The 13,668-nt window shown below is 67.5% G+C and carries 12 protein-coding genes and 1 pseudogene; 5 read left to right on the top strand and 8 right to left on the bottom strand.

The annotated features are described in order from the left end of the window. Positions 1-201: 201 nt before the first annotated feature. The 7 genes from FHR73_RS18525 to FHR73_RS18495 all read right to left on the bottom strand — a co-directional run bounded on the left by FHR73_RS18525 (position 202) and on the right by FHR73_RS18495 (position 6,865). Complete coding sequence (locus FHR73_RS18525; RefSeq protein WP_183633359.1) at positions 202-732, bottom strand: REP-associated tyrosine transposase; 531 nt, start codon at positions 730-732, stop codon at positions 202-204. A 427-nt stretch (positions 733-1,159) separates the two neighbouring features. Further along, a complete protein-coding gene (gene ureC, locus FHR73_RS18520) occupies positions 1,160-2,860 on the bottom strand; it encodes an urease subunit alpha (RefSeq protein WP_183633195.1) in 1,701 nt (566 codons plus the stop codon). Between the two features lie 165 nt (positions 2,861-3,025). Continuing rightward, on the bottom strand, positions 3,026-3,331 hold the full coding sequence (locus FHR73_RS18515) for an urease subunit beta (RefSeq protein ID WP_064307547.1): 306 nt from the start codon (positions 3,329-3,331) through the stop codon (positions 3,026-3,028). Further along, positions 3,328-3,837, bottom strand: a complete 510-nt coding sequence (locus tag FHR73_RS18510; RefSeq protein WP_027600040.1) for a GNAT family N-acetyltransferase — start codon at positions 3,835-3,837, stop codon at positions 3,328-3,330. Before FHR73_RS18510 ends, FHR73_RS18515 begins: the two co-directional genes overlap by 4 nt. Before the next feature lie 10 nt (positions 3,838-3,847). Next, positions 3,848-4,150, bottom strand: a complete 303-nt coding sequence (gene ureA / locus FHR73_RS18505; protein WP_007162996.1) for an urease subunit gamma — start codon at positions 4,148-4,150, stop codon at positions 3,848-3,850. A gap of 79 nt (positions 4,151-4,229) precedes the next feature. Further along, positions 4,230-5,069 carry an urease accessory protein UreD gene (locus tag FHR73_RS18500; RefSeq protein ID WP_183633193.1) on the bottom strand — a complete coding sequence of 280 codons (840 nt, stop codon included), beginning with the start codon at positions 5,067-5,069 and terminating at the stop codon, positions 4,230-4,232. A 752-nt stretch (positions 5,070-5,821) separates the two neighbouring features. Beyond that, positions 5,822-6,865, bottom strand: coding sequence for an AraC family transcriptional regulator (locus FHR73_RS18495; protein WP_183633191.1), 1,044 nt, complete (start codon positions 6,863-6,865; stop codon positions 5,822-5,824). Between the two features lie 339 nt (positions 6,866-7,204). Here FHR73_RS18495 and eat point away from each other — a divergent pair, with 339 nt between their 5' ends. The 5 genes and pseudogenes from eat to FHR73_RS22910 all read left to right on the top strand — a co-directional run bounded on the left by eat (position 7,205) and on the right by FHR73_RS22910 (position 13,107). Continuing rightward, entirely contained in the window at positions 7,205-8,569 is a 1,365-nt protein-coding gene (gene eat, locus FHR73_RS18490; RefSeq protein ID WP_183633189.1) for an ethanolamine permease, read from the top strand. A gap of 23 nt (positions 8,570-8,592) precedes the next feature. After that, positions 8,593-9,984: an ethanolamine ammonia-lyase subunit EutB gene (locus FHR73_RS18485; RefSeq protein WP_183633187.1), complete on the top strand. Its 1,392-nt coding sequence runs from the start codon at positions 8,593-8,595 to the stop codon at positions 9,982-9,984. Between the two features lie 200 nt (positions 9,985-10,184). Continuing rightward, positions 10,185-11,000 carry an ethanolamine ammonia-lyase subunit EutC gene (gene eutC / locus FHR73_RS18480; protein ID WP_183633185.1) on the top strand — a complete coding sequence of 272 codons (816 nt, stop codon included), beginning with the start codon at positions 10,185-10,187 and terminating at the stop codon, positions 10,998-11,000. Between the two features lie 112 nt (positions 11,001-11,112). Continuing rightward, positions 11,113-11,988, top strand: a pseudogene (locus FHR73_RS22915) (cache domain-containing protein); the annotation flags it as partial. Beyond that, the gene (locus tag FHR73_RS22910; RefSeq protein WP_409258701.1) at positions 11,974-13,107 is read left to right on the top strand and encodes a methyl-accepting chemotaxis protein; all 1,134 of its coding nucleotides are present in this window, start codon (positions 11,974-11,976) and stop codon (positions 13,105-13,107) included. The pseudogene FHR73_RS22915 and the gene FHR73_RS22910, both read left to right, overlap by 15 nt. Here FHR73_RS22910 and FHR73_RS18470 read toward each other — a convergent pair. Next, complete coding sequence (locus tag FHR73_RS18470; protein ID WP_183633181.1) at positions 13,088-13,552, bottom strand: N-acetyltransferase; 465 nt, start codon at positions 13,550-13,552, stop codon at positions 13,088-13,090. The two genes, FHR73_RS22910 and FHR73_RS18470, sit on opposite strands and share 20 nt — an antisense overlap. Between the last annotated feature and the right edge of the window lie 116 nt (positions 13,553-13,668).

The raw sequence follows: 13,668 nt of genomic DNA, 5'->3' as shown, positions 1-13,668 counted from the left end.
TTGGGTTGAGCGCAGCGAAGCCCAACGGTGCCCGATGTCTGCTGAGGTGCGTTGGGCTTCGGCGATGGAGCTGCCTCAACCCAACCTACGGTGGCATCCGGGCTTTGTCGCGTTGGGTTTCGGCGATGGAGCCGCCTCGACCCAACCTACGGACGCCGTAGGTTGGTGCTGAGCGAAAGCGAAGCCCAACACGACCCACTTTCAACGCTCTCCTACCGCCCATTCCTGATCAGCCTGACCTGCCCAGTCCACAGGCAAAACGCCCGCTCGCACATAGCGATGGATGGAGGAATGGGGCCACTCCACGGCGCTCCGTGCATGGCCATGCTTCACCGGATTGAAGTGGATGTAGTCGAGATGTCGCTGCAGATCCTGCTCGTCGCGGATCCGGTGCTCCCAATAGCGCCGTTGCCAGACGCCGCGTTCGCGCTTCAGCCGTCGCGACAGCTGCACCGTCTCCAGTGGCGGTAGCTGACGGGAGAAGGCAGCCTTGATCAGACTCCAGCGCAGGGGGTAGTCCCCATCGTCCTCTGGCAGACGCCAGAGCGCGTGAAGATGATCGGGCAAGACCACCATGGCGAGAATATCGAAGGGGTGCCGTGCCTTTACCTGGCGTATCGCCTGCCGCAGCGCGCCGATGTGATCGACGAGCAGGGTGGTTGAGCGGTCATTGAGATTGACCGTGAAGAAGAAAGTACCGCCCGTGGCGCGGCTGCGTCGATAGTCCAAGATCACCGTCCCTGGTGAGTGGAAAATCGCATTCTAGAGCCTTTTTCAGCGCTCATGAGTAGCTTGTGCGTGTTGGGCTTCGGCGGTAAAGCTGCCTCAACCCAACCTACGGATGCCAATCGGGCTTTGTCGTGTTGGGCTTCGGCGATGGAGCTGCCTCAACCCAACCTACGGTGCCAACCGGGCTTTGTCGTGTTGGGCTTCGGCGGTAAAGCTGCCTCAACCCAACCTACGGATGCCAATCGGGCTTTGTCGTGTCGGGCTTCGGCGGTAAAGCTGCCTCAACCCAACCTACGAATGCCAACCGGGCTTTGTCGCGTTGGGCTTCGGCGATGGAGCCGCCTCAACCCAACCTACGGAGCGCTTTGCGTAGGTTGGGTTGAGCACAGCGAAGCCCAACATTCCCTGTGCCTCGTTAGAACAGGCCCCTTTAGAACAGGAAATACCGCTGCGCCATCGGCAGCACCTCGGCCGGTTCGCACCAGAGCAGCTGGCCGTCGGCCTTGACCTGGTAGTTCTGCGGATCGACCTCGATGGTCGGCAGGTAGCCGTTGTGGATGAGGTCGCTCTTCTGCGCGGTGCGGCAGCCCTTGACCACGCCGATGCGTTTCTTCAACCCCAGTTGCTCCGGAACCCCGGCGTCGAAGGCGGCCTGGCTGATGAAGGTCAGGCTGGTGTCGTGGAGCATGCCGGCGTAGCTGCCGAACATGGGGCGGTAGTGCACCGGCTGCGGGGTGGGGATGGAGGCGTTGGCGTCGCCCATCAGGCTCGCGGCGATGGCGCCGCCCTTGAGGATCAGCGTTGGCTTCACACCGAAGAAGGCCGGGCGCCAGAGCACCAGGTCGGCGAACTTGCCCACTTCGATGGAACCCACCTCGTGGCTGATGCCATGGGTGATGGCCGGGTTGATGGTGTACTTGGCGATGTAGCGCTTGACCCGGAAGTTGTCGTTGCCAGCGGCGTCCTCGGGCAGTGGGCCGCGCTGCTTCTTCATCTTGTCGGCGGTCTGCCAGGTGCGGGTGATGACCTCGCCGACGCGGCCCATGGCCTGGCTGTCGGAGCTGATCATGGCGAAGGCGCCGAGGTCGTGGAGGATGTCCTCGGCAGCGATGGTCTCGCGGCGGATGCGACTCTCGGCGAAGGCCACGTCCTCGGCGATGCTCGGGTCCAGGTGGTGGCAGACCATGAGCATGTCCAGGTGCTCGTCGATGGTGTTCTTGGTGAAGGGCCGCGTCGGGTTGGTCGAGCTGGGCAGCACGTTGGGGAAGCCGCAGGCCTTGATGATGTCCGGCGCGTGGCCGCCCCCGGCACCCTCGGTGTGGTAGGTGTGGATGGTGCGACCCTTGAAGGCGCCCAGGGTGGTCTCGACGAAACCGGATTCGTTGAGGGTGTCGGTGTGGATGGCCACCTGGATGTCGAAGCGATCGGCCACCGCCAGGCAGTTGTCGATGGCGGCCGGGGTGGTGCCCCAGTCCTCGTGGAGTTTCAAGCCGATGGCGCCGGCGCGCACCTGCTCTTCCAGCGGCCCGGGCAGGCTGGCGTTGCCCTTGCCGGTAAAGCCGATGTTCATCGGGAAGGCGTCGGCGGCCTTGAGCATCTGCGCCATGTGCCAGGGACCGGGGGTCACGGTGGTGGCATAGGTGCCGGTGGCCGGCCCGGTGCCGCCGCCGATCATGGTGGTGGTGCCGCTCATGAGCGCCTCTTCGATCTGCTGCGGGCAGATGAAGTGGATGTGGGAGTCGATGCCGCCGGCGGTGAGGATCATGCCCTCGCCGGCGATGACCTCGGTGGCGGCGCCGATGGGCACGCTGACACCGGGCTGGATGTCCGGGTTGCCGGCCTTGCCGATGGCGTGGATGCGGCCCTGCTTGAGGCCGACATCGGCCTTGACGATGCCCCAGTGGTCGACGATCAGCGCATTGGTGATGACGGTGTCGACCACCTCGGCCGCCAGCAGCTGGCTCTGGCCCATGCCGTCGCGGATGACCTTGCCGCCGCCGAATTTCACTTCTTCGCCGTAGACGGTGTGGTCTTCTTCGACCTCGATCCAGAGCTCGGTATCGGCCAGGCGCACCCGGTCGCCGGTGGTGGGGCCGAACATGTCGGCATAGGCTTGGCGGGAGATTTTCATAGGCGTTGATCCCGAATATAGGTGGTCCGGTTGGCCCTCGCCCCGACCCTCTCCCGGAGGGAGAGGGGGAAGAGCGGGAGCTCGGTGTCTGTTCTTGAGCACCCTCTCCCCTTGGGAGCGGGTGGGGGTGCGGGCGCGCGTAAAAGGCGAAGAGCCCGAGTATCCCTACAACTTGCCCATCACCCGTCCGGCGAAGCCGTAGACGGTGCGCAGGCCGGCCAGCTCGACCAATTCCACCTCGCGACTCTGGCCCGGCTCGAAGCGCACGGCGGTGCCGGCGGCGATGTTCAGGCGCATGCCGCGGGCCAGGGCGCGGTCGAACAGCAGGGCGTCGTTGGTCTCGTGGAAGTGGTAGTGGGAGCCCACCTGGATCGGCCGGTCGCCGCTGTTGGCGACGGTCAGGCTGAGGGTGCGGCGGCCGGCGTTGAGTTCGATGTCGCCGTCCTGGATCTGGTATTCGCCAGGGATCATGGGCGCTGCTCCAGCATCAGTTGCATGAAGGTGAGGTCCAGCCAGCGACCGAACTTGGTGCCGACCTGGGGCATCTGCCCGGTGGTGATGAAGCCCAGTCGTTCGTGCAGGCGGATCGAGGCCTGGTTGCCGCTCTCGATGGCGGCCACCATCACGTGCTTGTCGCAGGCGCGGGCGCGTTCGATGAGCACCGTCATCAGTCGCGGACCGATGCCCTGGCCGCGCTGGTCGGGGTGGATGTAGACCGAGTGCTCGACGGTGTGGCGAAAGCCCTCGAAGGGGCGCCAGTCGCCAAAGGAGGCATAGCCCACCACCGTGCCCTCGGCGTTCTCGGCGACCAGGATGGGGTAGCCCTGGGTGGCGCGCAGGTCGAACCAGGCCTGGCGGTTGGCCAGGTCCACCGGGGTCTCGTTCCAGATCGCCGTGGTGTTGCTGACGGCGTCGTTGTAGATGTGCAGCACGGCCGGCAGGTCGGCGGGGGTGGCGTCGCGGACGATCAGACTCATGGCGACCTCCCTAGGCGATCGGCTGGTGGACGGTGACCAGCTTGGTCCCGTCGGGGAAGGTGGCTTCCACCTGGATCTCCGGGATCATCTCCGGGACACCTTCCATCACCTGGTCGCGGGTCAGCAGGGTGGTGCCGTAGTGCATCAGCTCGGCCACGGTGCGACCGTCACGAGCACCTTCGAGCAGGGCGGCGGAGATCAGCGCCATGGCTTCCGGGTAGTTGAGCTTCACCCCACGCGCCAGGCGGCGTTCGGCCACCAGGCCGGCGGTGAAGATGAGCAGCTTGTCTTTTTCGCGGGGCGTCAGGTCCATGGGTGTTCCGGTTGGCAGGTTCGGTCAAGGAAGGTCGATCATCGCGGCCGTGGGCCGCGCCTACAAGAGTGTCGCGGCCTCAGGTGCTCCAGATCCGCGGTGGCATGGCGGCGCGGCCGAGCAGGGCCGGGCGCAGCAGGCGCCAGACCTCGATCAGCCAGGCGCGGGCCTGCAGGCTTTCGGCGGCCAGGCAGCGGGCGACCACCAGGCCGGGCAGCTGGGTCAGGTCGCCCCGCACTGGCAGGGCCAGCTCGCGGCAACGCTCCAGGGTGTCGGCGTCCAGGGTGCCGGTGATCAGCAGGGTGGCGAACACCGGCTGGCCGGCGAGGCCGATGGCCGAGTCCAGCAGGCGATCCGCACCGACCAGGCGCTGGCGCTCGTGCCACAACGGAGTGCCGTCGCGGCGGATGTCCAGATGCGCCTGGAACAGCCCCTCGGCAAAGCGCTCGGCACTGGCCGGACGCCCGAGGGCGACGATGTCCCAGTAGCAGAGGCGGGCATCGCCTGCCAGTTCGATGCGGGTGGCGAGATGGGCCTGGGCGCCGGAGAAGACGATGGTCTCCTGGGGCAGCCATTCCAGGGTGGCACTGGCGGCGACGCGCAGCTCGAGTTGCTGGTGGGCGGCGCTGTCGGCGCGATACCACTTGGCCGCGCCGGGGCTGGTGAGCTGGGCCCAGGCCTTTTCGCCGACGCTGACGTCGATGTCCAGCCGATCGCCCCCGGCGATGCCTCCCGGTGGATGCACGATGATGTGCTGGCAGACCTCGGGGCCTTCGGCGTGCAGGTGTTTCTGCACCCGTAACGGGCCGAGGTGGCGGCGGGTGGTCGGCCGGGTCCAGTCGCCCTGGCGGGCATAGGCCAGCTCTAGGCGCGCCAGCCAGGCGGGGGTGAAGAGGGCAGGGGGCAGGGCAGAGGTCATCGGGGTTGGTCGTTGTTCTGGTTAGGCTGTTTGGGGAGGGCCTTGCAAGAATCTGACCGGGTGGGTGGGTTGGGCGGATGTTGGCGTCTGGAGGGTGGGTGCCTCAGCTGATCACCGAGGTTTTTGTTTCGCCCATCCGGCGGAATTGCTTTTGCCTGTTCGGTAGGTTGGTGCTGAGTGTAGCGAAGCCCAACATTGCGGAGGTTGGCCGAGATGCCTTGGCTTACCTGGTTTAGCTGGAACCCTGGCTGCTTATCGAGCGCTTTGATGCTTTTGGTTTCGCCCACCCGGGCGAGTCACTTTTGTCAGTCGCGACGGAAGGTACTGACGCTATCCGCGGACAAGGCTTCGCCGTTGTCCACGCTACGGGCTATGGGTTTTTGTGGCTCTTCAACCAACACTTTCAGGCTGGCGAATCGCCCCGTTCAGGAGGGCGAACGCCGGTGTCGTGAAGTGGGTCGAGCCGAATGGATGCGGCGAGAGGCCTAACGGGCCATGGACGGCCCGTGTAGGCCGACCCCGGAACGGCGCTGGCGTGAGCGGATCTGGAGCGAAGCGGAAGGCCGGATGGTCGGGGCAAGCGTTTTTGCTTACTTTTTTAGCGACTGAAAAAAGTGAGTCGCCCGGGTGGGCGAAATAAGAACCATCAAAGCATTCCATAACCAGCCAGGGTACCAATACACCGGCGCGTTGGGCTTCGCTCCGCTCAGCGCCAACCTACGTCAGCCGGCCTTCGGCGTGCCGACCCTGCCCTACGAAATCCCCCGCCACTGCCGCGGACTCACCTGAAACCACCGCCGAAACGCCCGTGAAAAGGCGCTCGTTTCCGAGTACCCCAGCAGCGGCGCCAGGTCGGTGACCGGCAGCCGCTGCCGCAGGTAGTGCTGCGCCAGGTCGCGGCGAACGCCCTCGACCAGCGCCGAGAAGCTCGCGCCCTGGTCGCGCAGGCGGCGTTGCAGCTGGCTGGTGGAGAGGTCCAGGCGCTGGGCGATGGATTCCAGGCTGGGCTCGCCCAGAGGCAGCGCCAGGCGCACCGAGGCACGGACCTCTTCGAGCAGTTCCATCTGCGGCAGGCGCTGGCCGAGTTGGCGGATGGCGTCCTGCACCACCAAGAGGAGCAGCGGATCGTGCTCGGGCATGGCGCGGCCGCGCAGGTCGGCCTTGGGCACCAGCATGGCATTGCAGGGCTGGCCAAAGCTGACCGGGGCGTCGAACAGCCGGCGATGTTCGTGCCAGCCCTCGGGGCGCGGGTGTTCGAACTGCACCGCGCGCGGCGCCCAGGTAGCGCCGAGCACATGGCGCAAGAGGTTGAGCAGCATGCCCAGGGTCAGCTCGGCGTCCTGGCGGCGGGCGACGATGGCGCCGTGGCGTACCTGGTAGTCGAAGCGCCAGCAGTCGCCGGCGTCCACCAGCTGGATCAGGGTGCTGTGCTGGTGGAAGGGAAAGGCGGCGGCGAAGTTCTGCAGGGCCGCCTCGGCGGTCGGCGAGCAGAGCCCCACGTAGCCCAGCAGGCCGAGCATCTGCGGCTTGAATTGGCCGCCATAGTGCAGACCGAAATTGTCGCAGCCGGACTGGGCGGCGGCTTCCTCCAGGACCCGGCAGTAGTTGCCCAGCCCAAGGCTCAGGGTGGGGTGCTGCAGCTGTTCGGGGTCGATGCCGGCGGTGCCGAAGATGCGATCGACGTCGCCGCCGTGGCTGGTGATGACGGCGTCCAGTCCGCTGGCGGCGGCGGAGAGCACGCCGAGGTTGCGCGACGGTGAGGTCAGGGCGGCGAAGCCGGAGGCGGCCAGGGGCATGGTGCGGGTCCAGGGAGGGGATCGGCATGAATGAAGCAAAGGCTGTGCCCCGGGGTGGAAAGCGGTCCTCCGCCGGGGCTGGAACGCCGAGGGCTTCACGCTATTGGGTGCCATGACGTGCTTCATCGCGGGGCGAGCGGTCGGGCATCGCACCAGGGTGGTGCGGTCTCGGGTAGCACCCTGGGAAGAGGGGTAACGCCGACTTGACCCCAGGCCTCGGCAACCGTGTCGAGCGGTCAAGTCGCCACGGCCCCGAGCTGTTTAAGCTCGAAAAAGCCGGGCATCGCGGGATCGCGGTGACCCATTCGGATCACGTCGCTACAAGGGGAGTGGCCTGTCATGACCAACGAGAAACTCAAGCCGACCCTCGGCACCCTGCACCTCTGGGGCATCGCCGTGGGGCTGGTGATCTCCGGGGAATACTTCGGCTGGAGCTACGGCTGGGGCGTCGCCGGGACCCTGGGCTTTCTGATCACCGCGCTGGTGGTGGCGGTGATGTACACCTGCTTCATCTTCAGCTTCACCGAGCTGACCACCGCCATTCCCCACGCCGGCGGGCCCTTCGCCTACAGCCGGCGCGCCTTCGGACCCACGGGCGGCACCATCGCCGGCATCGCCACCCTGATCGAATTCGTCTTCGCGCCACCGGCCATCGCCATGGCCATCGGCGCCTACCTCAACGTGCAGTTTCCCACCCTCGATCCCAAGCTCTGCGCGGTGGCGGCCTATTTCATCTTCATGACCCTGAACATCCTCGGGGTGAGCATCGCCGCCACCTTCGAGCTGGTGGTCACGGTGCTGGCGGTGATCGAGTTGCTGATCTTCATGGGGGTGGTGGCGCCGGGCTTCAGCGTGGCCAACTTCACCAGCGGCGGCTGGGCCGGCCAGGACCAGTTCTCCCTGGCCGCGGTGGGCGGCATGTTCGCCGCCATTCCCTTCGCCATCTGGTTCTTTCTCGCCATCGAGGGCGCGGCCATGGCCGCCGAGGAAGCCAAGGACCCCAAGCGGACCATTCCCAAGGCCTATATCGCCGGCATCCTCACCCTGGTGACCCTGGCCATCGGCGTGATGATCTTTGCCGGCGGGGTGGGTGACTGGCGCGCCCTGTCCAACATCAACGACCCGCTGCCCCAGGCCATGAAGGGCGTGGTGGGCGAGGGTTCGGTGTGGCTGCACCTGCTGGTGGGCATCGGCCTGTTCGGCCTGGTGGCCAGCTTCCACGGCATCATCCTCGGCTATTCCCGGCAGTTCTTCGCCCTGGCTCGCGCCGGCTTCCTGCCCCGCGGCCTGGCCAAGCTGTCGCGCTTCCAGACCCCGCACCGGGCGGTGCTGGCGGGTGGCGTGGTGGGCATCGCCGCCATCTTCAGCGATGGCGTGATCAGCCTGCAGGGCCTGACCCTGACCGCCGCCATGATCACCATGAGCGTGTTCGGCGCCATCGTCATGTACATCATGAGCATGCTCAGCCTGTTCAAGCTGCGGCGCAGCGAGCCGAACCTGGAGCGCACCTTCCGCGCCCCCGGCTATCCGGTGGTGCCGGCCATCGCCCTGGTGCTGGCGGTGGTCTGCCTGATCGCCATGGTCTGGTACAACCCGGTGATCGCCAGCGTCTTCGTGGTGCTGATGGTGATAGGCGCGCTGGTCTGTGGTCTCAGCCGTAGACAGGGCGACATCGCGCCCGACGCCGCCTTCGGCGAGGCCTGAGCAGCGCAACCCGAGGAGGTAGCATGAGCGGTTTCCAGCACAGCGTGGGCGGCCAGACCTGGCGTTTCGCCGATCTCAAGGAACTGCTGGCCAAGGCCACCCCGGCGCGTTCCGGGGATGTCCTGGCCGGGGTCGCCGCCGGCAGCGACGTGGAGCGGGTGGCGGCGCAGATGGCGCTGGCCGAGGTGCCGCTCAAGCACTTTCTCAGCGAGGCGGTGATCCCCTACGAGGCCGACGAGGTCACCCGGCTGATCCTGGACAGCCACGATACCCAGGCTTTCGCCCCGGTCGCCCACCTCACCGTGGGCGGCTTTCGCGACTGGCTGCTGGGGCCGGCGGCCGACGAGGTCAGCCTCGCCGCCCTGGCACCGGGGCTGACCCCGGAGATGGTCGCCGCGGTGTCCAAGATCATGCGCATCCAGGACCTGATCCTGGTGGCGCAGAAGGTGCGGGTGGTGACCCGCTTTCGCAACACCATCGGCCTGCGGGGACGGCTGTCGACCCGGCTGCAGCCCAATCACCCCACCGACGATCCGGCCGGCATCGCCGCCAGCGTCCTCGACGGCCTGCTCTATGGCAACGGCGATGCGGTGATCGGCATCAATCCGGCCACCGACAGCACCAGCGGCATTTGCGAACTGCTGAAGATGCTCGACGCGGTGATCCAGCGCTACGAGATTCCCACCCAGTCCTGCGTGCTGACCCACGTCACCACCAGCATCGCCGCCATCGAGCGCGGCGCGCCGGTGGATCTGGTGTTCCAGTCCATCGCCGGCACCCAGGGCGCCAACGAAAGCTTCGGCATCAGCCTGGCACTGCTGCAGGAAGGCTACGAGGCCGGCTTGTCGCAACGCCGTGGCACCCTGGGCGACAACCTCATGTATTTCGAGACGGGGCAGGGCAGTGCCCTCTCCGCCGGGGCGCACCATGGCGTCGACCAGCAGACCTGCGAGGTGCGCGCCTACGCCGTGGCGCGGAAATTCAAGCCGCTGCTGGTCAACACCGTGGTCGGCTTCATCGGTCCGGAGTACCTCTACAACGGCAAGCAGATCATCCGCGCCGGGCTGGAGGATCACTTCTGCGGCAAGCTGCTCGGCGTGCCCATGGGCTGCGACATCTGCTACACCAACCATGCCGAGGCCGACCAGGACGACATGGACATGCTGCTGACCCTGCTGGGCGCGGCGGGCATCAACTTCATCATGGGCATCCCGGGGTCGGACGACGTGATGCTCAACTACCAGACCACCTCCTTCCACGACGCCCTTTACGCCCGCCAGGTGCTGGGCCTGCAACCCGCCCCGGAATTCGCCGCCTGGCTCGACCGCCTGGGGATCCTGCGGCTGGAGGACGGCCGCTTCCGCCTTGGCGAGGGCTTGCCGGCGCCGTTCCAGCGGGCGCTGGCGCAGATTTGAATGGTTTTTCGTAGGTTGGGCTGAGCGTCAGCGAAGCCCAACGTTGCCAGGCTCGACTCGTGCCTGTTGGGCTTCGCCGGTGGAGCCGTCTCAACCCAACCTACGCCCAACTTACGAAGGTGCCGAGTGCCAGCCCCAATCCCTGCTTGTCGGGCTTCGACGATGAAGCCGTCTCAACCCAACCTACCGAGGAGGTTGCCATGAAGGACTCCGACACCGCTCGTCCCGATCCCTGGGCCGAATTGCGTCGCCTGACCCCGGCGCGCATCGCCCTGGGCCGCGCCGGCACCAGCCTGCCGACGTCGGCCCAGCTGGACTTCCAGGCCGCCCATGCCCAGGCCCGCGATGCGGTGCACCTGGCCTTCGATCATCAGGCGCTGCGTGAAGGCCTGGCCGCCCAGGGCCGCGAGACCCTGGTGCTCAAGAGCGCCGCGCCGGATCGCCACACCTATCTGCAGCGGCCGGACCTGGGGCGCAAGCTGTCCGCGGAGTCCGCCCACGAACTCGCGGCCTATGCCGCCGAGCATCCCGAGGGCTTCGACGTCGCCGTGGTCATCGCCGACGGCCTCTCGGCCCTGGCGGTGCATCGCCATGCGCTGCCGTTCCTCGAACGCCTGGCCGACCAGGCCGGGGCCGAGGGCTGGCGCTGGGCGCCGGTGACCCTGGTGGAGCAGGGGCGGGTAGCGGTGGGTGACGAAATCGGTGGGCTGCTCAAGGCGCGCCTGCTGGTGATGCTGATCGGCGAGCGCCCCGGTCTCAGCTCGCCCGACAGCCTCGGTCTCTACTTCACCTACGGCCCCCGGCCGGGCCTCAACGACGCCTATCGCAACTGTATCTCCAACGTGCGCCTGGAAGGCCTCGCCTATGGCCTGGCGGCGCACAAGCTGCTCTACCTGATGCGCGAAGCGGATCGCCGCAAACTCTCCGGCGTACAACTCAAGGACGAAGCCGAGGTGCCGCTGCTGGAAGGGGCGCAGGACAACGCCCGGATCGGCAACTTCCTCACCTCGGACTGACTACCCGCCGTTCATCGGCGGCATCCCGCGCCAGGGTATCGCTTCGCTCAATTGACCGCCGTCCCGGCCGTAATACTGGCCATTCCCCCTGGTAACCTTCTGGAGCCGCCGTATGACTCTGATACCCACCCGCATCGCCGGGCGCATGACCCTGGGCGTGCTTTGCCTGCTGGGGCTCACCGCCATCGGCGTCTACGCCGTGATGGCCTTTGGTGGTAAACCGCAACTGGTGGCCGCCGGGACGGCCGCCGCCGAACAGTCGGCCACCGCCATCGCGCGGCAACTCGCCCTGCAGCTGGCGCGCATCGAGGGGACGAGCGTGGCCCTGGCGGACCTGGGGGAGACGCTGCCCCATGACGAAGCCCTGGTGAAGGCCGTCCTGCCGCGGCTGATCGACAGCCACGGCGACCAGGCCATCGCCGGTGGTGGCCTCTGGCCGGAACCCGCCGCCTTCACCCCGGGTGTCGACCGCCGCAGCTTCTTCTGGGCCCGCAATGGCGCCGGCGGTCTGGAGTACTCGGACGACTACAACGCCGCCCAGACTCCACCCTATCGCGACGAATCCTGGTACCGCGATGCCAGGGCGGCCACGGCAGGGCGGTGCGTCTGGTCCGACGCCTACCAGGATCCGGTCAGCAAGGTCGCCATGACCACCTGCAGCGTGCCCTATCGCCAGCAGAACGCCTTCGCCGGAGTGGCGACGCTCGACCTCAAGCTTGATGGCCTCGCCGCCTTCCTCGAGCGCCAGGGCGGCGTGACCGGTGGCTATGCCTTCGCCGTCGATCGCAGTGGCAATCTGCTCTATTTCCCTGGGGTCAAGGGCGCCAAGGGCCTGCCGACGCTAAGCGACGTGATCGCGGGCGAGGCTTCGTTCAAGGCGGTGGCGGAGGCCCTCGGCCAGGCGGGCAACCGCACCCTGTACCTCGCCCACGACCGCCAGCTCGATGGCGCCGCTTACGTCACCCTGGTGCCGATGGATGCGACCGGCTGGCAGGTCGGCCTGGTCACGCCGGAAGCTCAGGTCACCGGCCTGGCCACGCGCCTGACCAGCCAGATGCTGCTGTTGCTGTTGCCGCTCCTGGCGCTGCTGCTGGGCGTGGCCTGGCTCGCCGGCCGGCGCCTGCTCGCCCAGCTGGAAGAGACCACCCTGCAGATCGAGCGCCTGGGCCAGGACGGTGCCAACGCGAGCGAACTGGACATCCGGCGTGCCGACGAAATCGGCCGCTTGCGCGGCGCGGTCAATCGCTACGCCGGTTCGCTGCGCGAGATGCTCCGCCGGATCGCCACCGACGCCTCGCTGCTGCAGGGCCAGGCGACCGAACTGGCGCAGCTGTCCCATGGCCTGGCCGATCGGGCGGAAAAGCAGCGCGAGGACAACACCCTGCTGGCGACCGCCATCACCGAGATGTCGGCCAGCGCCGGCGAGGTGGCGCGCAACACCACCGACTGCTCCGACGTGGCCCGTGCTTCGCTCGGCACGGTGCATACCGGCCAAAGCCAGATGGCGCGCAACACCGACTCCATGCAGGGGCTGGCCCAGGAGATCGGTGGCGCTGCCACCGCCATCACCCGCCTGGGCGAGGATATCGAGCGGGTCGGCGGCGTGCTGGACGTGATCAAGTCGATTTCCGAACAGACCAACCTGCTGGCCCTCAACGCCGCCATCGAGGCGGCCCGGGCCGGTGAACAGGGGCGCGGCTTCGCCGTGGTCGCCGACGAGGTGCGCACGCTGGCCGGGCGGACCCAGGCGTCCGCCAACGAAATCCAGGGGATGATCGCCAGCCTGCGCCAGGCATCGAGCGCCGCCGTGGCCACCATGCAGGCCGGGGTGCAGCGTACCGAGGTCGCCGTCCGGGAGGCGACCGTCGTGGCCGGCACCCTGAGCGGGACCGTCGACAGCTTCGATGGCATCGTCGAGCGCGCCCAGCAGATCGCCGTGGCTGCCCAGGAGCAGAGCCACGTGACCCAGGAAATCAATGAACTGGCGGTGCGTATCCATGCGGCGAGCGAGGAGGGCGCCCGCGATGCCGGGACGCTGCGCCAGCTCGGCCAGGAGATGCAGGGACTCTCGACCCGCCTGAGCGCCCTCAGTCAGGGCCAGCGCTAGTGCCGACGGCGGGCGTCGGGACCAGGGCCTTGCGCAGGAAGTACCGCGCAAAGCCCGGCGGATAGTCCGCCAGTTCGCCGAACACCTCGTAGCCCAGGCGCTCGTAGAAGCCGCGGGCCTGGAATTCGTGGGTGTCGAGCCAGGCGCCGTGGCAGCCGCGGACCAGGGCTTCGGCCTCGGCGCGCAACAGCAACTCGCGGCCGGCGCCCTGGCCGCGGGCGGCTTCCTCCACCGCCAGCAACTGCACATAGAGCCAGTCATAGCTGGTGTAGCCCCAGAGTCCGCCGAGGGCTTCGCCGCCACGGGTCAGGCTGATGACCAGGGCCCGGTAACCGCTCGGGCCCGCCTGGCTGTCGTTGTAGCGCCTCAGCGGCGCGGCGATGGCCTGGCGCAGGTCTTCGCGTGCTTCGTCGGTCAGGTGGTAAACCAGGGGCGCTGCAGACATGGCGAAGGTCTCTGGAAGAGGTTTGGTCGAGCATAGCGCAGCACCGCTGCGTGACCGCCCGGTTCTGCCGCTTTCGCGGGTGCGACCTTGGGGTAGCATGGGCCTTTACCCAGCTC

Source organism: Pseudomonas sp. AS2.8, assembly GCF_014190935.1.
GTDB lineage: Bacteria > Pseudomonadota > Gammaproteobacteria > Pseudomonadales > Pseudomonadaceae > Chryseomonas.
The sequence above is the reverse complement of the archived record's forward strand: the minus strand, read 5'-3'. Positions and strand labels throughout refer to the sequence as shown.

Bases quoted from the DNA above. Each gene is read 5' to 3' on its own strand.
- FHR73_RS18500 (WP_183633193.1), bottom strand. From the start codon at position 5,069: ATGACCTCTGCCCTGCCCCCTGCCCTCTTCACCCCCGCCTGGCTGGCG.
- FHR73_RS18515 (WP_064307547.1), bottom strand. From the start codon at position 3,331: ATGATCCCTGGCGAATACCAGATCCAGGACGGCGACATCGAACTCAAC.
- FHR73_RS18495 (WP_183633191.1), bottom strand. From the start codon at position 6,865: ATGCCCCTGGCCGCCTCCGGCTTCGCCGCCCTGACCTCACCGTCGCGC.
- FHR73_RS18485 (WP_183633187.1), top strand. From the start codon at position 8,593: ATGAGCGGTTTCCAGCACAGCGTGGGCGGCCAGACCTGGCGTTTCGCC.
- FHR73_RS22910 (WP_409258701.1), top strand. From the start codon at position 11,974: ATGGATGCGACCGGCTGGCAGGTCGGCCTGGTCACGCCGGAAGCTCAG.
- eutC (WP_183633185.1), top strand. From the start codon at position 10,185: ATGAAGGACTCCGACACCGCTCGTCCCGATCCCTGGGCCGAATTGCGT.
- FHR73_RS18510 (WP_027600040.1), bottom strand. From the start codon at position 3,837: ATGAGTCTGATCGTCCGCGACGCCACCCCCGCCGACCTGCCGGCCGTG.
- ureA (WP_007162996.1), bottom strand. From the start codon at position 4,150: ATGGACCTGACGCCCCGCGAAAAAGACAAGCTGCTCATCTTCACCGCC.
- ureC (WP_183633195.1), bottom strand. From the start codon at position 2,860: ATGAAAATCTCCCGCCAAGCCTATGCCGACATGTTCGGCCCCACCACC.
- eat (WP_183633189.1), top strand. From the start codon at position 7,205: ATGACCAACGAGAAACTCAAGCCGACCCTCGGCACCCTGCACCTCTGG.
- FHR73_RS18470 (WP_183633181.1), bottom strand. From the start codon at position 13,552: ATGTCTGCAGCGCCCCTGGTTTACCACCTGACCGACGAAGCACGCGAA.